The sequence below is a fragment of the Corynebacterium sputi DSM 45148 genome, assembly GCF_000427865.1.
In the GTDB taxonomy this organism is placed as follows: domain Bacteria; phylum Actinomycetota; class Actinomycetes; order Mycobacteriales; family Mycobacteriaceae; genus Corynebacterium; species Corynebacterium sputi.
Window position 1 is genome coordinate 89,463 of record NZ_KE386599.1, and the last position, 18,229, is coordinate 107,691.

At 60.4% G+C, this 18,229-nt stretch carries 17 protein-coding genes; 11 read left to right on the forward strand and 6 right to left on the reverse strand.

Translation table 11 applies throughout. From position 1 onward, the window contains the following. The first annotated feature begins 33 nt into the window (after positions 1–33). Positions 34–3,588, forward strand: coding sequence for a DNA polymerase III subunit alpha (dnaE, locus tag YWU_RS0113720; RefSeq protein WP_027020905.1), 3,555 nt, complete (start codon positions 34–36; stop codon positions 3,586–3,588). A gap of 17 nt (positions 3,589–3,605) precedes the next feature. Here dnaE and YWU_RS0113725 read toward each other — a convergent pair whose 3' ends face one another. Further along, a complete protein-coding gene (locus YWU_RS0113725; protein WP_027020906.1) occupies positions 3,606–4,355 on the reverse strand; it encodes a DUF6308 family protein in 750 nt (249 codons plus the stop codon). A gap of 232 nt (positions 4,356–4,587) precedes the next feature. Between YWU_RS0113725 and YWU_RS17135 the strand changes: the two genes are divergently transcribed. The 6 genes from YWU_RS17135 to YWU_RS0113755 all read left to right on the forward strand — a co-directional run bounded on the left by YWU_RS17135 (position 4,588) and on the right by YWU_RS0113755 (position 11,260). Then, positions 4,588–4,935, forward strand: coding sequence for a DoxX family membrane protein (locus tag YWU_RS17135; RefSeq protein WP_205618349.1), 348 nt, complete (start codon positions 4,588–4,590; stop codon positions 4,933–4,935). Between the two features lie 89 nt (positions 4,936–5,024). Continuing rightward, positions 5,025–6,320 carry a threonine ammonia-lyase IlvA gene (ilvA, locus tag YWU_RS0113735; RefSeq protein WP_027020907.1) on the forward strand — a complete coding sequence of 432 codons (1,296 nt, stop codon included), beginning with the start codon at positions 5,025–5,027 and terminating at the stop codon, positions 6,318–6,320. Between the two features lie 71 nt (positions 6,321–6,391). Continuing rightward, positions 6,392–9,979: a hypothetical protein gene (locus tag YWU_RS17140; protein WP_051260395.1), complete on the forward strand. Its 3,588-nt coding sequence runs from the start codon at positions 6,392–6,394 to the stop codon at positions 9,977–9,979. Positions 9,980–9,983: 4 nt separating this feature from the next. After that, entirely contained in the window at positions 9,984–10,628 is a 645-nt protein-coding gene (locus tag YWU_RS0113745) for an IMPACT family protein (protein ID WP_051260396.1), read from the forward strand. 25 nt (positions 10,629–10,653) lie between these two features. Continuing rightward, the gene (locus YWU_RS0113750; protein WP_034648016.1) at positions 10,654–10,887 is read left to right on the forward strand and encodes a hypothetical protein; all 234 of its coding nucleotides are present in this window, start codon (positions 10,654–10,656) and stop codon (positions 10,885–10,887) included. 7 nt (positions 10,888–10,894) lie between these two features. Continuing rightward, complete coding sequence (locus tag YWU_RS0113755) at positions 10,895–11,260, forward strand: RNA-binding S4 domain-containing protein (protein ID WP_027020910.1); 366 nt, start codon at positions 10,895–10,897, stop codon at positions 11,258–11,260. Here YWU_RS0113755 and YWU_RS17145 read toward each other — a convergent pair. Further along, positions 11,257–12,591 (reverse strand): exonuclease domain-containing protein, encoded by a 1,335-nt coding sequence (locus tag YWU_RS17145; protein WP_051260397.1) that lies wholly within the window; start codon positions 12,589–12,591, stop codon positions 11,257–11,259. The genes YWU_RS0113755 and YWU_RS17145 overlap by 4 nt on opposite strands. A 212-nt stretch (positions 12,592–12,803) precedes the next feature. Here YWU_RS17145 and YWU_RS0113765 point away from each other — a divergent pair, with 212 nt between their 5' ends. Next, entirely contained in the window at positions 12,804–13,049 is a 246-nt protein-coding gene (locus tag YWU_RS0113765; RefSeq protein WP_027020911.1) for a HigA family addiction module antitoxin, read from the forward strand. On the opposite strand, the gene YWU_RS17150 is transcribed toward YWU_RS0113765, so the two are convergent. Continuing rightward, positions 13,050–13,556, reverse strand: coding sequence for a TetR family transcriptional regulator (locus tag YWU_RS17150; RefSeq protein WP_051260398.1), 507 nt, complete (start codon positions 13,554–13,556; stop codon positions 13,050–13,052). A gap of 134 nt (positions 13,557–13,690) precedes the next feature. Between YWU_RS17150 and bioB the strand changes: the two genes are divergently transcribed. From bioB to YWU_RS0113790, 3 genes are all read left to right on the forward strand, one after another. Beyond that, positions 13,691–14,686, forward strand: coding sequence for a biotin synthase BioB (gene bioB / locus YWU_RS0113775; RefSeq protein WP_027020912.1), 996 nt, complete (start codon positions 13,691–13,693; stop codon positions 14,684–14,686). Beyond that, the gene (bsaP, locus tag YWU_RS0113780; protein WP_034648018.1) at positions 14,686–14,976 is read left to right on the forward strand and encodes a biotin synthase auxiliary protein BsaP; all 291 of its coding nucleotides are present in this window, start codon (positions 14,686–14,688) and stop codon (positions 14,974–14,976) included. The genes bioB and bsaP overlap by 1 nt, the downstream gene beginning before the upstream one ends. A 558-nt stretch (positions 14,977–15,534) precedes the next feature. Then, positions 15,535–15,741 carry a hypothetical protein gene (locus tag YWU_RS0113790; protein WP_027020915.1) on the forward strand — a complete coding sequence of 69 codons (207 nt, stop codon included), beginning with the start codon at positions 15,535–15,537 and terminating at the stop codon, positions 15,739–15,741. Positions 15,742–16,127: 386 nt separating this feature from the next. On the opposite strand, the gene YWU_RS0113795 is transcribed toward YWU_RS0113790, so the two are convergent. The 3 genes from YWU_RS0113795 to YWU_RS0113805 all read right to left on the reverse strand — a co-directional run bounded on the left by YWU_RS0113795 (position 16,128) and on the right by YWU_RS0113805 (position 18,209). Beyond that, positions 16,128–16,619 carry a hypothetical protein gene (locus YWU_RS0113795; RefSeq protein ID WP_027020916.1) on the reverse strand — a complete coding sequence of 164 codons (492 nt, stop codon included), beginning with the start codon at positions 16,617–16,619 and terminating at the stop codon, positions 16,128–16,130. A 220-nt stretch (positions 16,620–16,839) separates the two neighbouring features. Then, positions 16,840–17,334: a hypothetical protein gene (locus tag YWU_RS0113800; protein ID WP_027020917.1), complete on the reverse strand. Its 495-nt coding sequence runs from the start codon at positions 17,332–17,334 to the stop codon at positions 16,840–16,842. An 80-nt stretch (positions 17,335–17,414) separates the two neighbouring features. Next, on the reverse strand, positions 17,415–18,209 hold the full coding sequence (locus YWU_RS0113805; protein ID WP_027020918.1) for an N-acetylmuramoyl-L-alanine amidase: 795 nt from the start codon (positions 18,207–18,209) through the stop codon (positions 17,415–17,417). Positions 18,210–18,229: the final 20 nt, after the last annotated feature.

Here is an 18,229-nt window from a genome sequence, read left to right on the forward strand (position 1 = left end):
ATTGCTGTCGGTCGCGCGGCTACGATCCCCTACATGGCCAATTCATCGTTCGTGCACCTCCACAATCACACCGAGTACTCGATGCTCGACGGAATGGCGAAGATTGACCTGCTGGCGGAAGAGGTCTCTCGGCAGGGGATGCCAGCGGTGGGAGTGACCGATCACGGCAATATGTTCGGCTCGGATTCCTTCTATCGGACGATGAAATCTAAGGGAATTAAGCCGATTATCGGCATCGAGTCCTACATCGCACCTGAATCGCGCTTCAACAAGCAGCGAGTGAAGTGGGGTGACCCGCATCAGAAGAGCGATGACGTGTCCGGCTCGGGCGCGTACCTGCACCAGACGATGATTGCGGAGAACGTGCAGGGCCTGCACAACCTCTTTTATCTGTCTTCGATGGCGTCATATGAGGGTCAGCTAGGCAAGTGGCCTCGCATGGACTCCGAACTCATTGCTGAGCGCGCCGACGGCATCATTGCCACTACCGGTTGCCCTTCTGGCGACGTCCAGACTCGCCTGCGTCTGGGGCAGTTCGAGGAGGCAGTTCAGGCTGCCGGAATGTGGCAGGACATTTACGGCAAGGACAACTACTTCCTCGAGCTGATGGATCATGGCCTCGACATCGAAAACCGGGTCCGTACTGAACTGCTAGAGGTGGGCAAGCGGCTGAACCTGCCGCCGGTGGTGACCAATGACTGCCACTACGTCACCCGCGATCAGGCCAAGGCACACGAGGCGATGCTTTGTGTCCAGACTGGCAAGACGTTGCACGACCCTGACCGCTTCAAGTTCGACGGCGACGGCTACTACATCAAGTCCGCCGCCGAGATGCGCGCCCAGTGGGACCACATCCTCCCGGACGCCTGCGACAACACCCTCCTGATTGCCGAGCGAGTCGGCGACTATGACGAGATCTGGGAAGAGCACTCGCATGACCGCATGCCCAAGGCAGATGTGCCAGAGGGCTACACGCCGACCACCTGGCTGCACCACGAGGTGATGGAGGGACTAAAGAAGCGTTTCGACGGCGCCGACGTCCCCGAGGAGTACATTCGCCGCGCCGAATACGAGATCGAAATCATTGACGGCAAGGGGTACCCGTCATACTTCCTCATCGTGGCCGACATCATTGCTCACGCCCGCGACATCGGCATCAAGGTTGGCCCCGGCCGTGGTTCCGCCGCCGGCGCGCTAGTTGCTTACGCCACGTGGATCACGAACATTGACCCCATCGAGCACGGTCTGCTGTTCGAGCGATTCCTCAACCCAGAGCGCCCCTCCGCACCGGATATCGATATCGACTTCGATGACCGTCGCCGCGACGAGATGATCCGCTACGCGGCCGACAAGTGGGGCGAGGACAAGGTCTCCCAGGTGGTCACCTTCGGAACGGTCAAGACCAAGCAGGCCATCAAGGACTCCGCGCGAGTCCAGTTCGGCCAGCCCGGCTACCAGATGGCCGACCGCATCACGAAGGTCCTGCCGCCGCCGATCATGGCCAAGGATATCCCGCTCGGCGGCATCGTCGATCCCGAGCACGCTCGTTACGGTGAGGCCACCGAGGTCCGTCAGCTCATCGAATCTGATCCCGACGTCGCAAGAATTTATGAGACGGCGCGTGGACTTGAGGGCGTCGTGAGGCAGACGGGTGTTCACGCCTGTGCCGTGATCATGGCGTCGGTGCCGCTGACCGACCACATCCCGATGTGGAAGCGGCCCGCCGATGGCGCGATCATCACCGGTTGGGATTACCCGGCCTGTGAGGCCATTGGCCTGCTAAAGATGGACTTCCTGGGTCTGCGAAACCTCACTGTTATCGGGGACTGCCAGGAGAACATCCTGTCTAACCGCAATGAGACGGTGGATCTGGACAGCCTGCAGACTGATGATCCGAACGTGTACAAGCTGCTTTCTCGTGGCGACACCCTAGGCGTATTCCAGCTCGACTCCGGAGGCATGCGCGAGCTGCTCAAGCGTATGCAGCCGACGGGCTTCAACGATATTGTCGCCTCCCTGGCGCTGTACCGACCCGGCCCGATGGGTGTTAACGCCCACATGGATTACGCCGACCGTAAGAACGGCCGCAAGCCCATTACTCCGATTCACCCGGAGCTTGAGGAGCCGCTCAAGGAGATCCTAGAAGAGACCTATGGTCTGATCGTGTACCAGGAGCAGATCATGCGTATCTCTCAGAAGGTCGCGAACTACACCGCCGGTCAAGCAGATGGTTTCCGTAAGGCCATGGGTAAGAAGAAGCCTGAGGTGCTGGAGAAGGAGTTCGTTACCTTCGAGGCCGGCATGAAGGAGAATGGCTTCTCTGCAGCGGCCATCAAGACGCTGTGGGACACGATCCTGCCGTTCGCCTCCTACGCCTTCAATAAGTCTCACGCCGCCGGCTACGGTCTGGTGTCCTACTGGACCGCCTACTTCAAGGCAAACTTCACCGCGGAGTACATGGCAGCGCTGCTGACCTCCGTCGGCGATAACAAGGACAAAACCGCCATCTACCTCGCGGACTGCAGGCACCTGGGCATCCATGTTTTGCCTCCCGACGTTAACGAATCAGTCCTCAACTTCCAGTCCGTCGGCTCAGACATCCGCTATGGACTGGGGGCAATCCGCAACGTCGGCCGAGATGTTGTCGACTCTGTCGTCAAGACCCGTGAGGAAAAGGGCGCATTCCGTTCCTTCTCCGACTACCTCGACAAGATCGATACCTTGCCCTGCAATAAGCGGGTGACTGAGTCGCTCATTAAGGGCGGCGCCTTCGACTCGATGAACCACCCGCGTAAGGGTCTGCATCTCATTCACGAGGATGCCGTCGATGCAGCTCTCCCGACGAAGAAAGCAGCCGACAAGGGGCAGTTCGACCTCTTCGCTGGCTTCGGCGAAGAAGAAGGCGGCGACGATAGCGTTTTCCAGGTGCAGGTCCCGGAAGAAAACTGGGAACGGAAGCACGAACTTGCACTCGAGAGGGAGATGCTCGGCCTGTACGTCTCCGGACATCCGCTCGACGGCTACGAGGAATCACTGGCAGCGCAGTCCGACACTGCCCTGACGACCATCGTCGGTGGCGAAATCAAGCACAATACCGAGGTCCTCATTGGCGGCATTATTTCCTCCGTCGACCGCCGAGTGATGAAGGATGGTCGCCCCTGGGCGATCGTCGCAGTCGAGGACCACAACGGCGCCAGCGTCGAGGTCCTGATCTTCCCGAACACCTACGAAAAGGTTTCGACGCTTCTTGCCGAAGACGTCATCGTCCTCGTCAACGCCACTGTGCAGTACCGAGACGACCGACTGTCGATCATTTGCAATGACCTCAAGCACCCGGATCTCGGCATCAACGGCTCTACTGGAGTTCCGCTGCGCCTGACGCTCAACACCTACGAGTGCACCCCGGAAAACATCGGCAAGCTAAAGCGCGTCCTGATGGCGAACCCGGGCGACTCTGACGTCTACCTCAACCTGGTCGATGGCGGAAACTCGACGGTCATGGTCCTCGGCGACCACCTCCGAGTGAACCGCTCTAGCTCACTGTTCGGAGATCTGAAGGCGACGATGGGTACGGGGGTTGTGGGGTAAAGAGCTTAGACGTCTTGTTATGTTCCTGATTCAGCTTCACGCCGTTTGAGGTGGCTCATCCAGACGATGACATCGAAGATTCGAATCGTCGACATCGATTCAAGGTTTTTGGATGGGTCATTTTCTGACTGAACTGGTTCGAGCGCCTTCGATTTGAGGCGATCGAGCCATTCTGCGTTCGTTTCCCCGTCTAGCTTTGCATTTAGGTATTTGTGCAGTTCTCGATTGAACGTGCTGTACCAGAGTTTATCGACGTCTCCTTCCTTGAAAAGCTCCCGTTTGATCCAGCTATCAACTACGGGCGCCAACCGTGGTCGCTTGACTGCCAAAAGCTTGCTTATTGACGTCTGGCCGAGGCCTTTGATCTTGTCGAGCCGGTCATACAATTTGTAAAGTGCGTCAATGTTGGGGTCTCCTATTTCCCCGGAAGTATTGGCAAAAGGCACGTCCTTTTTAATCTTCGACAGACTTTGCCAAATTTCCTTGGTTTCCTCGCGATTGAATGAGCTTGTTAGCCGCAATGAATTCGAGCCGGAGATGTTGATGCTGAGCATGCTCACTTCATTGATATCCCTGAAAGTGAACTCATCGGTTTCGGTCGACTCTGGGCTTAGGTGACCGAACATCGCTCCTGATCGAAAAGGGAAGCCCTCGTTGTTGACCGCGAAATACTCGCGGAGTAAGTCAATCGCCTCGTTTTCTCCGGTACGCTGCAAGCCATTTGGAATGTTCTCTTTCCAGACGATGTCCTGTTTCTTTTGCGACATGATTGACCCCTTCGTTAGTAGTTGTGTTGCCAAAAGGGTATCTTAACTGTGTTTCATTGGCTTTCGGATTGGCACTGTCCCTTTCTGGTTGCGCGTCTGTTGCAGTCTCTGGAGGAGGCCTACTATCGGCAGCGTGGCGCCTGCACAGCCGTCACGACGTCGTATGAAAGGGAAAACCATGAACATCTCGGGACAGCCTGCCGCACGATTTCTGATGGGCTAGACCTTCGCGTTGCTTGGCCTAGATGCCGCCCGCGAGCCGGGTCCGCGCGTCGGGATGGCCGGACCGACGTTGTCGGCGATCCGCAAGTTCGCGCCGCTCCCGGAGAATGACGCATTGATCGTTCGTGCGAATGGCGCAGCTCAGGCGGCGGCCGGCGGCATGTTGGCGCTCAGCATCGTTCCGCGGACCTCGGCTGCGGTTCTGGGACTCACTTTGATCCCGACCACCCTGGCAGGACACGCTTTTTGGAAGGCGGAGGACAAGGGCGCCCGCAAGATGCAGACTGTCCAGTTCCTGAAGAACTCCGCGATTCTTGGGGGGCTTCTTCAAATGGCGCTGGGTCCGAAAGGGAAGTAAGGGGTAGGTGGGGGCGTCGGGAAGCAGATCTTTGAGGTCCTCCTTGCCCACTACGTGCGTTTCGACGCATGCGGGTAGCATTAACTGCCATGACCAACACCGCCTCAACATCGACCGACACGACCCGCCGCCTCGTCCACGCGGCTGACATTCAAGCCGCTCAGGCGCGAATTTCGTCGGTCATTGAGGCAACCCCCCTGCAGTTCTGCCCGCGCCTGTCTGAGGCGACCGGCGCTCGAGTGTTCCTCAAGCGTGAGGATTTGCAGGACGTGCGCTCGTACAAAATCCGTGGCGGATACAACGCCATGGTCCAGTTGACCGATGAACAGCGGGCAGCTGGAGTGGTGGCGGCGTCGGCGGGAAATCACGCCCAGGGCGTTGCCTATGCCTGCAAGACCCTCGGCATTGAAGGCCGTATCTACGTGCCGAACCAGACGCCGCAGCAGAAGCGTGACCGGATCGCGTATCACGGCCGGGATGCTGTGGAGATCATCGTGACGGGGGATAGCTTCGATGAGGCATCATCGGCTGCTCGCGCAGATGCGCAGACAACCGGTGCCACGATCATCGAACCGTTCGACTCCTTCGACACCATTGTCGGGCAGGGGACTGTTGCGGCGGAGGTTGTCTCGCAGCTCTCAATGCAGGGACTGACCGCGGACACTGTGTGCGTCCCTGTCGGCGGCGGCGGATTGCTTGCTGGTGTGACTAGCTACTTTGCGGATATGTCGCCGCGATCGAAGATCGTCGGGGTCGAGCCGCTGGGGGCGTCGTGCCTTGCAGCAGCGATGAAGGCCGGGGAACCGGTCACGCTGCCGAAGGTGGACCCGTTCGTGGATGGCGCGGCAGTGAAGCGAATCGGAGAGCTGCCCTTCGCCACGGTCGAGGCTAACTCCAGGCGGCTGAATATCATCGCCGCTCCGGAAGGTTCCGTGTGTGTCGAGCAGCTGGCGCTGTACCAAAACGAAGGCATCATCGCTGAGCCTGCCGGCGCCCTGTCGGTGGCTGCGCTGGAGCAGCTGGAGATCACCCCAGGCGAGGTCGTGGTGTGCATCATCTCCGGCGGCAACAATGACGTACTGCGGTACGCAGAGATCATGGAACGGTCCCTCGTCTACCGCGGTCTCAAGCACTACTTCCTGGTGAATTTCCCGCAGAAGCCCGGTCAGCTCCGGGTCTTCCTTGAGGACGTCCTCGGGCCGGACGACGACATCTCCCAGTTCGAATACCTCAAGCGCAATAATCGAGAGACCGGTGCTGCGCTGGTTGGCCTGGAGTTGCGCAACGCCGGCGACCTGGATGCACTTCTACAGCGGATGGCCAACTCCCCGCTGGACTGCCGTCGTTTGGAGCCGGGTACCGCAGAATACGAGTACCTCACCTAATTTCAGCTGCTACCTGAGTCTAGAATGTCGGGGCACCATCCCGCGCACACACAAGGAGAACCAGTTCCGTAATGAGCCAGCCCGTCGGATCCTCAGTTGCACAACACGGCCCGGAACTCGCGGCCTGGCTCGCGGTCCAAGAGGCGGCTTTGAGGGAGCGCCTCGCATCGCTTTCCGACGTCTCCGTTAGCGACGACGAAGCCGCCGCCGCTGCAATCATGGGCACTCCGGTTCAGCCGGAGGCACTGTATGCATTCTCTGGGCTGAAGATGGACGAGGTCGAACGTTTTGATGCGTTCCTGTCCGGTCTGATTAATGCGGCATTGTCGGAGTCGGAGGCTGCGGCGCATGAGGTCGTCGATAAGCATCCTGCGCTTGTTCTTTCCTCGCTGGTGGGGCGTGCCTCCCGCGTCGCCACGACCTCTGACCTGTGGTCGGATTGGGCAGCCGGTCTTGGACTGTCTGCGCCGCTGACCGAACACTTGGCGTCCCGCACTCCGCAAATGCTCGAGGAACTGGGCCTGGCTAGCACCGCGCTTCTCGACGGCTCCTCCGCCACTCGAGGTTCCGAGGAGGACTCCGCGCGCCTGATCATGCTCAATGCTGGTGTGCAGCAGTCAGTGATGCCGCTGATTATCGAACGGATCGAAGAAGCTGCCGGTCTGACCTTGATGGAAGAGCCGTCGCCGTCTGACGTCGTTCAGGCCCTCGTTGCCGTGAAGGACTCGCTCGACGGTTTAGTCGCAGGATTCGCTGACGACGCAGAGGATGACATTCCCCGTGCGCTTCGAGTCCTTGCTGCTTCGGCTCCGGTCCGGGCTAAAGAACTTGTATCGGCTACCCACGGTTTCTTGATCGCCACCGCTGCAGATCCCGCAAACTGGGAATCTCGCGATGACCTCGGCCCGGAAGAGACCGGTCTGCCTCCGCTGCTCTATGGGGAGGCTCGTGAGGAATTGAGGGCGCGTCCGGTGGGGACACCGAAGCGTCGTCAAGCAATCGGTGTGGTTTCCACAACGGGACGCCCGCAGCTGTTTTTCCAGGAAGACACCGGAATCATCGGTATTCAGTTGCCGACTCCGGTGGCGCCGACGCGGCCGGAGTGGACCGTCACCTACGGTGGCAGCGTTGTTCAGACCCCTGCGGTCGCGTTGGAAGACGGTGCTGGTCGCCCCTTCGTCGCTATCGAAGAGCCTGTTCGTGACGTGCTCGTGGAGCTCGGCGACGCCCGCCACTGGCTAGTTCCAGCCGTCGATACCGAAGACCCGGTCCTCATTTTCGGCGCGGATGGGCAGTCGGTCTCCGACAAGGTCTCCCTCCATTCGGAGTCCGTCCACGTGCTGTACCCGAATGACGCTCGACTGATCGACCCGGCGACCGGACTCGACGTGCCAATGATCACCGACCCCGCCCCATCACGGTGGGATCTGTGGCAGATCGCCGAGGCTGATCTTCGCGACGTTACTGCGGTCCAGGTCATCCGCCCCGGCGCCGCAGGTGAGGTGCGTTCGGCATCCCCGCAGCGTCGTGCTCGGCTGACCAACCCGCATGCCCGTCTACAGAACACCGTCACCGATTTCGGTACCCCGGTGCACGATGGTGGTCCGGTCGCACTGTTCCCGCGGAGCCTCTCTGGCCACGATGAGTCGTGGAACGTCCAGGTGGCCCAGTTCACCGGTTATGGCGAATTCGCTGATGAACTGGTCATGGAGTACGAACTTGAGGTTCCCGCTGCCGGTGGTGAGGTGGAGATTCTCACCGATGATGATTACCCGTGGCTCGGCGAGTTCGTTGTCCGCCTGACCAATCCGCGAGGTCGCAGTTTCCAGGCACACTTTGCTGTCGCTGAGCAGGCTCACATTGACCTGAGCTTCCCGGGTGGCGGCGATGGTTTCCGCATCCCGACTGAAGGTGGTCTGACCTCGGCGGATATTCGTGTCGTCTCGGGGGAGAAGCCCCTGGAGTCGGAACCGGCGATGCTGCGCCTGCGCGCGGCTGATGAGTCGGGCGTGGTGGAGCTCTCCACTGAGGAGGGCTCTGCACTCACGGTCCAGGTGACCCCAGGCGTGCTGAGGTTTGAAATCCCGTTGACCGACGAGGACCCAGTGGTGCGCACCCGCACCATGCTTACCCGCCCTGGCCGCCTCGACGTCCACGGCGAATTCCGCATCAACGCCCCTGGCGAACTGCGCCACGCTCACCTTGCCGTGCGCTCGGGGGAGCGTGACATTTGTCGTGTCCCGCTGACTCGTCGTGGCGATGAGGCGTTCGGTGATTTGGGGTCGTATGCAGATCGCGTCGGGATGCTTCGGGCAGTGACGGTGAGCCTCGACTGGACTCGTGTCACCGGCCGCAAGCTCCTCTCGATTCCTCTGGTTGAGGCCACCTCTCAGGACCCGGTGACCTCTATTTCGTTGGATGACCGTGAGATTTCCGTCGGTCTGACAGCCGTTGGGCAGACCCACCCGATCACTCTGTACGTCTGGTCCGCTGGTCGACCGTGGAACGCCCCAGTGGGTATTCCGGTCGCTGGTGGCACGTGTGAGTTGCCGGAGGAACTGCTTGGGGCTGGCCCGTACGTTGTTCAAGCTGTCGTAGGCACTCCGGAGGAGCGCCGCCCGGTCTGGCCTACCCCGGAGTCGATTGTCCTGGATGAAGGACAAGGCGAATCGCTTTCCGACGTCTCCCTCTCCACACCCCATATGGCCCGACTCTGGTCCCTCCTGGCGGCGCGACGAGCAGCTCGTGCAATCACCTTGGCAACCGCTCCCGGTGCAATGCCGGCCGAGGAGATCCGTAGCTTCCTCACTGAGGATCCGCGCGTTGGCTTGCAGACGTTGAACTCCACCTCGATTCGCCTCGGCGACCAGGCAGGAATGCTTATCGGTTCCGGCTTGGTTCTCGGTGACTTCGCTGTTCGTAAGCCCACGCCGGGTCGTCGCCGCGTGCCGTGGCTCGGTGCACTGTCTTCGTTGGCGGACCTAAGTGCCGCTCGGGCTGCTGGCGATCTCGAAGCCGCTCACGAGCAGCTCGATTATTTGCGCGCTATCGGTGGCGAGGCCCTTACTCGGGCTTTGGCGACCGGACAGGACGCAACGCTGGAGTCGGCGAAGATCGATATGTCCTCGGTGCAGATCGCGTCGTTGCCGAAGGCTCAGGCGGATCTCATCCTCGCGGAGGTCTTTGATCCGCACCGGATGGTTCCGGGCCCGTTGACCGATGATGATGCTCGTTTTACTGCGATTTACGAGGTCGTTGAGCGTCGTGACGACATCGTCGAGGCTGGCCTTATGCTCCAGTTGGCTAAGCAGTCCCGGGCTCTGTTCCAGGCAGTGACGAAGGTCTCGCCGAAGCTGCGCAAGGCCGTTAACGTGCGGTTCCACAAGCTCGATGGCATCGACGCTGATGATCCGTCGTTGCACTGGACCCTGGTTCCGGGCACCTCACTGCTCATTGCCGTTGCTGCCCGCGGTATCGCAAGGTTCAATGCCCAGGCGACCGAAGAACAGCGCATTGACGACTCCGTCGTTCGCGACCTCCTCGATCAGTGGGCATCGCTGGCGGACCTAGTGCCGACCCTCGTGATGAGTGACCTCCTCATCGCCGACGCCCTCGTTGCCTTCGCCCTCGATGGAGACCTGACCAAGGATCCTGAGTAGCCGCGTGGATCGACTCCTCGTCCCCGCGAAGGGAACCTTTGTCTCGGGTGAACTGGAGATTAAGCGTTCCCGATTCATCACGTGGATCTCCCGCGCTGATGACGAGGAGGCGGCGCGGGAGCTGATCACCATGGCTCGCGCCGAGTACCCGGATGCTCGTCACCATTGCAGTGCCTACCTCCACGAGGTGGCCGGGGCGAACCGGGTTGAGCGCTCCTCCGATGACGGTGAGCCGTCCGGTACTGCTGGACGGCCGATGCTCGACGTCCTCGCCGGATCCGGCCTCACTGATATTTCCGCCGTGGTTGTTCGCTACTTCGGAGGTGTGAAACTGGGCACTGGCGGCCTGGTCCGCGCGTACTCCGACGCGGTCTCTCATCTGCTTCCGCAGGTCCCGGTCCATGTCCGTCAGCGCCGGGATCTTCGTTCGGTCGAGGCCCCTGCTGCAGATGCTGGCCGGATTGAATCTGAACTGCGCAGCCGCGGTTTCACGATCACCGACACGGTGTGGGGCACCGCAGTCACTTACGTTGTGGCTGTGGATCCAGACGGAGGAGCAGAGCTTCTCGACGGCACCCTCCAATCTCTCACCCACGGCTCTCTTCTCTCTGCTGACGCTGGCTCTACCTGGGTGGAATCACCCGTGTAGTGATAGTCCGGTTAGTATTATCTGCATGAGCAATATGGAGATTCGTCCCGGTTCGTCCATCGAGCAGCGCAAGCAGGCCGTGCGTCAGCACAGCCGTAGCGCCGTCGTGTGGGCCGGTGGCGGCATCGTGGGTGGACTTGCGCTCGGTATCCTTGCCGGCAGTTTCACCCTCTTCGTGGTCCTGGCGATCATTGGTATCGCCGGCGGTGTCGTTAACTGGCGCAAGGTGCAGAACATCGTCAACTACAAGGACAGGTAAACCCCCCATGTCCGTCCGGATCGACGCCTGGCTGTGGGCGGTGCGCCTGACCAAGACTCGGTCAGTTGCGGCCGAAGCCTGCCGCGCGGGCCACGTGAAGGTCGGGGGAGTGGCAGTCAAACCTGCCTATAACGTCACCCCAGGTGATGAGGTTCGGATTTGGATCCATCACAAGGAGACGATCGTGGAGGTCGTCGACACCATTTCCAAGCGCGTCGGTGCTCCCCTCGCGCGGAATTGTTATGTCGACAAGACCCCTGCGCCGCCGCCGCGCGAGTTGTTCGCGGCCCCTCCAATCCGCGATCGTGGCGCCGGTCGGCCCACCAAGCGTGACCGGAGGGAGATCGACCGACTGCGAGGTCGAAACTCCTAGAAGGGGGGAGTGGTTTCGAGGCCGAGGACGTCGTAAAGCTGGGTATTGGTCCAGATCTCGATGGCCTGGCCCTTTTCCATGTACTCCCGCGCCTTCTTCTCCTTTGACGTGACCGAATCCCACGGTCCGGCGACGAGGATCGTGGTTTTCTTCGTCACATTCTTCCCGACGGTCCCTCCCAACTCCGCAATCGACGCCCACAACTGACCCTTGTCATACGGTGCGAAATCGCCAGTGAGAGTGACGTTCTGCTCGAACAATAGGTTGTTCGGATCGGCGTCAGTATTGGCCTCGGGAATCGTGTCCGGAGTCTTGGCGGCATCCCAGCGCGATACCCGCTTAGGTCCGACCTGACGCAACCGCCTGCCGCCGATATGCCCCATATCAAGGCCTAGATCTGCGGAGTACGCGGACGGCGAAGTAGTGGCTTCGAACTGGTGAGCCGCATCTCCACGCATAAGCCACAGCGCGACCTCGGCGCAGGCAACCGCATCCGCAGCAGCGTCGTGATGTGCCTTGAGATCATGCCCAGCCGCAGCCGCCAGCGTGTTCAGCTTCATGTTTGTCGTCTGCACTCGAGCCGCGCGAGCCCACTGATACGTGCACGCAAAATCAATCTCCGGCGCGGTCAGCCCGTCTGCTCGTGCCGCGCGGTGCAGCGCAGTGAAGTCGAACTTTGCATTGTGGGCAACAACCTCATGCTTCCCGACGACCTCTTCAAACTCTTCCAACCTCTCCGCAAACGACGGTGCACCGGCGACATCGGAAGGCCGAATCCCGTGGATGGAAATATTGAAGTCATCGAATTGCTCAAGGCCCTTCGGCGGACGGCACAACCACGAGTACGTCTCAGCGACCTCGCCAGCGCGCACTACAGCGAGCCCAAGCTGGATGATGGATCCTGAATCTTCGTTGGCGGTCTCCACGTCGAAGGCGATGAAATCTATCGACGGCAGTTCCACTGGAGCGGCCGGTGCTGGCGCAGGCTCGTCATCCTCGCCAATTCCCCTGATCTCCTTTTCCAGCAGTGCCGTCGCAGCGTCCGCGAATCGGCCTTCGGCTGCGGACCCGATCAGTTCAGCGATGGCCGAGGCTGCCTCCCGAGTCGAACCGGTCACCCGCACCGATGGCAATGACGGGCCCAGATCCAAAAGACCAGGGGAGAGGGCCCCAGGCTCACGTACCGACACTGCCACGTCCGCAACGTTCGCGGAGACCGGTCCATTGTCCTTAATGCTGGTGCGGGCCAGCCGGGACACCGTGACCGAACTGGCGTCGACCTGAACCGTGGCGCCGGAGAGGTGTGCGATGACCGCTGGAGAGGTGCTCATGACCAATGATTCTAGAGTGTCCGCCGACACTGACCCACGAGATGCTTCAGGTAACACTGTCTACTAGGATCTTGGACGTGACAACAACGTTCGGGTGTAACCGGAATGTTGTTTTTGTGGGGTCGGTGAAAACGGACTTTCGGTACCCGCTAAAGTGTCGCAACGTTGTTCCCGCCGCACCCAGGTGGGCAAGTCTGAAGGGAGAATGCGAAATGACGAACTCGGTAAAGGTCGACCGCCTGCACCCGGGCGAAGCAATGGCCAGGAACTACATGGCCCCTGCGGGACTGAGCATCCACCGCCTCGCCCTGGCGATCGGCGTGTCGAGCACCACCATGGAACGGTTCCGTACCGGACAGTTGCGGGTCACCTCTGACCTGGCCCAGCGTCTTGGTAGCTACTTCGGGACTACTCCGGACTTCTGGATACAGACCCAGCGGGAGTATGACGCTGCGTAATTAGTTGTATCTCGACAGAATCAGCTCGACGCCTCGACCAATCCGGTCCGGCTTCGGGCTTTTTTGCTGTGCATCTGCATTTGCCTCGGCCAGTTGTTGAGCAGTTTGTTCCTCGACCGTCGCTCCAAGGATGAAGAAGGTTACGACATCCGCTGCCGTCTCATCGCCTAGTGCTTCCGCGATGATCTCTTCTGGTCGAATCGTCGCCGTCCCAGTTGCTAGCGCGGCAGATACGACCTCTGCACCATCCCGGTGATTGGTGAGGAGGGTGTGGAAGTGAAGGGCTAGGGCGTCGGGAAGCGAGTCTTTATCGCTCTCTGCGAGCGATGCGAGCATGCGGTCCGCGACCGCCCCGAGCAGTGCCTGTTTAGACGGGAAGTGCCAGTACATGGCGCCCGCCGCGGCGTCGAGGTGACGCGCGAGTCGACGAATTGTCAGGTCCTGCAGTCCGTACGTATCGAGAATTTCCAGGGCTGAGTCGACGATGATGTCCTTGCTGAGCTGCACGTTGTCTACCGTATCGGAATTTTGGAGGAGGTCGCCGCAGGGACGGGTATTGAACGGTGTTCAGGGAGGCTATAAGTTTGTTCCAGAAGGAACTTGAACACTGATCAAGTTTGATCCAGCCCCGGAGGTTTTCCATGCCTGACATTCTCGAACTCGCCCGCACGAAAGTCCTCGAGGAGGGCGTAGGCCTCAATACAGAGGAGACTCTTCAGGTCCTTGAACTTGGCGACGACAGGATCGAAGAGATCCTTGCCCTCGCCCACGAGGTCCGCCTGAAGTGGTGCGGCGAAGAAGTCGAGGTTGAGGGCATTATCTCGCTGAAGACCGGTGGATGCCCGGAAGATTGTCACTTCTGCTCCCAGTCCGGCCTTTTCGAAACCCCAGTCCGCTCTGCTTGGTTGGACATCCCCGCATTGGTCGACGCCGCCAAGCAGACCCAGAAGTCCGGCGCGACCGAATTCTGCATCGTCGCAGCCGTCAAGGGCCCAGACGAGATGCTGTTATCTCAGCTCGAGCAGGCTGTCGCCGCCATCCACTCTGAGGTCGACATCAACGTGGCCGCCTCCGTGGGCATCCTCACCCAGGAGCAGGTGGACCGTCTAGCCGCCGCCGGCGTGCACCGCTACAACCACAACTTGGAGACCGCTCGCTCCTACTTCCCGAATGTGGTGACCACCCACTCCTGGGAGGACCGCCGTGCGACTCTGGAAATGATCCGCGAAGCCGGAATGGAAGTCTGTTGTGGCGGCATCCTCGGTATGGGCGAGTCCCTCGAGCAGCGTGCTGAGTTCGCCACTGATCTAGCGGAGCTGAACCCGACTGAGGTTCCGATGAACTTCCTCGACCCGCGTCCAGGCACCCCGTTTGCAGGCCGCGAGCCGATGGCGACCCAGGATGCCCTGCGAGCCATCGGCGCTTTCCGGCTCGCTTTGCCCAAGACAATTCTCCGCTTCGCCGGTGGACGCGAACTCACCCTCGGTGATCTCGGTGCTGAGCAGGGACTCCTCGGCGGCATCAATGCAGTCATCGTCGGCAACTACCTGACCACTCTCGGCCGTCCGGTGGAGCAGGACCTCGACATGCTCGGCAAGATTCGACTGCCGATCAAGGCACTGAACGCCACCGTCTGATGTCCACGACCCCTCGGCAATGGCCGCGTCCTCCTCGCCGGCCTGACAGCAACGAACTGCTCCACGCCATGCTGCTCGGCGACGCCCCTGACTTCGACCCTTTCACCGGCGCACACCTAGCAGCCGGAGAAGAGGGCGATCAGAGTCCAGGTGCACGGGCCGGTTTGGAGGCACCGCGCTATTGCCAGTTGTGTGGACGCCGCATGGTGGTTCAGGTGCGTCCGGACGGCTGGTCCGCTTTGTGTTCTCGCCACGGTGATGTGGATTCGACGGCACTGGAGCGCCGCTGAGTCAAAATCTCCGCTCCGGTTGCCTGACCTGTGGGTAAGGCTCAGCGTGTGCGGGGAAAGCGAGTTGATCCCGTGGGGGAGGTCAACCGCACTGACACATCAGATTCCGGGGGATCGCCGGGCGGATTCGCCTTTCGATGCGGCAATTAGTCCGACCGATAAGAAGTTTGCTCACGAGAAGGCGGGCGAGATTCAGTCTGAGACTTCGATCGTCACCAACCGCAGCCACGTACTTCTGGCGAAGACGTGCCTGTGTTCGCTTCACGACGACATCACCGCCCACTCCGAATCCTGCGCCATCACAATTGGCTTATGTCATTGAGCATCGGGCGCACCTCGCCCTTGAACACCTAAAAGTGCTGTCTCTCGAGCGGTCGCTCCTCTTCTTGAGGTATCGACTGGGCTGCTGGAGGAGGTGGAGCCGACGTTGCCTAGCATTGACACCCAAAAGATGATCTCCGAACGGACCTTTCACGGTCGGCTGCAAGCGATTATCGAGGCGTACGACGAGATGCTTCGCCCACCAGGATCAGTCGCGGGAGCGAGTCGCAGTCTCCGATGACTGACACTGCAGTCCATAAAAAGGAAGACTGCACTGGCGTCGATGCACTGCTTCACTTGGTCCGAGGCAGCACGTCGGTGGATGTGACCGTCAATCTGTACTGCCGCCTCAACGGAGGCCCGATCGGGTCAATTCGATCCGCATCATTCCTGACTGCACTGCCGACGGGTACCGTCCGACCGATGCTCAGTCGGCATTCGTGAAGTGTCGCGACGGAACCTGCATGTTCCCCGGTTGCGATATCGGCTCTGATAAATGCCAGTTGGACCACGACAATCCGGCGGCGGGTGGACCCACTGACACTGAGAATCTGCACGCACTTTGCCAGCACCACCACAATGTGAAGACAGGCGGACTTTTCGAGGTCATTCGTTTCTCGGATGGCACGTCCACGACGACTGGGGCAACGGCGACGGCGCAGTCTTCTGGGCCAGCCAATCGCCCGGGTGTCGGTCTCGGCGCACAACACAGATCACCTGAAAACCCAGCCCGAAGCTCCACTGCGGACGGGTTATCACCCGCCAGTGAACGGCCATTCGCCGAGGCGCCCGGAGGACCCGCCCAGACCGAAGGAGGTCTTCACCAGAAATCAGGGATAGACGTACAGGCGGCTGCCGTGGTGAGTATCGCAGCGCCAGAGCTGGGTGAGATTCGAGTCCTGGACCTGCTGGCAGGACAGTCGGATTGCTTCTCCGGTGTTAGGGCTGGTGACCGTGAGGCTGCGGTATCCAGAAGCCGACGACCCGGAGAGTCGATTACCGACCAACGCGATGAAGTTGCACTTCGCCGTACCGTCGCCGCGGAAGATGGCAGAGGCGGAGGTGCCGTTCCAGCAGCGCTCCCGCACTTGCAGTCCCGCGCCGTAACCACCACTAGAGCTGCCGCTGTTGGAGCTCCCAGAATTCTGCTGCACCTGCGTTTCCGTGACGGTTTCGACATAGGTGGTGTTCTGCGGAACATGCACAGTGGTGTCGATGACAGATTCAGCTGCCGGAACCGGATCCGCAGCAGCCGGTTGAGTCTGGCCGTCCCGAGAAAAGACCAACCATGCGACGAAACCTAGAGCCACCACGAGAATCACCGCCAATACCGTGATGAGCGGTACTAGGGCGGAATTTTTTTGAGGTGCCGGCGGCTGTTGCCAACCCGGAGGGGGAGGGGCCTGCCACTGGGGCCCGCCTCCGTAGGGACCGTTCGGATAGCCGTTCATCCTGACCTCCATGGGAAATGAAGAAGAGGTACTTAGATTAGCAGGCAAAATGACGTGCGTATCGAGCCTTAACCCCGTGTGACCCCGTGTTTTACGGGTAGATGTACATCTGGCTGCCGTAGTGAGTGGCGCAGAGCCACAGGTCATTCATGGCTGGATCCTGGGTGGCTTGGCAGTTGACGTCAATTGGCTCGCCAGTAGTTGGATTGACGATCGATAGATATTGGTACTCCGCTGGAGGGGGACCAGCTAGCTCGTTACCAACCAGAGTGACGAAGTCACATCCCGCGAAACCCTTTCCGCGGAAGTTGGCGGTGGCTGAAGTGGCATCGGGGCACTGTTCCAGGACGGGGAGTCCGGAGCCGTACGCCGGGCCGTCGTCAAGCGGGGCTTCTGATTCAGCACCCACCTCGGCGGCTGAAGCCTCTGCCGCCAGACGGGATTGGGTGGAGCTCGCGTGAAAGAGCGATGCGGTCAAGCCACTGATGACGAGGAACAGCAGGGAAAGCAGGATCACAGCCGGTAGGTACGGGAAGACCTTTCGCCGGGCACGGTGTTTCCCGGCGTATCTCACAGCACCGCTCATGCGTCCTCCGTTGAGTGTTCCGAACCGGGTCCAGACTATCAATTTTCTTGTCAAATACCGGTTCAGTTATCTCGGAAACACTACTGCTGCAGGAAATTCGCGAGACCAGCCGCGATTGCCTCGGCTAGTCGCTCACGATCCTCCTCGGAGGAGAGCAGCGCGAAGTCAGTGGAGTCCTGCATGTTTCCGAATTCGACGAGGACCTTGGGCTTGGTCGACAAGTTAAGGCCGGTGAGGTCGGAGCGAGGATATAGTCCGTCGACCCCAAGGTAGTTGGACGGTTCGAAGCCGGCGGAGAGCATCGAGGACTGGAGGGACTCGGCTAGTTTGGTGGAGCCATCGGCGTCATTTTCTGGAAGCGGGTCGGAGATGGCGGAGAGGTGGAAACCCCGATTTCCCTCGGTATTGCCGTCAGCGTGGAGGCTAAGGACTGCGTCAGCGTCGGAGTCGTTCTCTATGTAGGCGCGTTCGTCGATGCAAGCGGCCCGTTCGGAATCGTCCTCGCGGGATAGCAGAACTGTCGCTCCATTCTCTTCCAAAATGGAGGCAATCTGCCCGGTAATCAACCAGTTGAAGGTGTGTTCCGGCCATCCGTCGGAGGCCGCAGTTCCGGAGGTGTTGCAGGGTTTCAGTCCGCCGCGGCCATCGGTGACTATGTCGGACGCCGGTGGAGGGGTTCCTGCGTGGCCCGGGTCCAAGGAGATTGTGGTGCCCTGGAGTGAGGACAAGTCCCCGGTGGGAGCCTCACGCATAGTGGACTGGGTGCTGCTGCCGAGTGTCGGATTCACAGTCTGCTCCTGGGTTCCGCATGAGACGAGTCCGAATGCCACCATCATGGCGGCAGAGAGTGTGGTGATTCCGGAAACTCGTTTCATCCTCCAATTATGACGCAGGG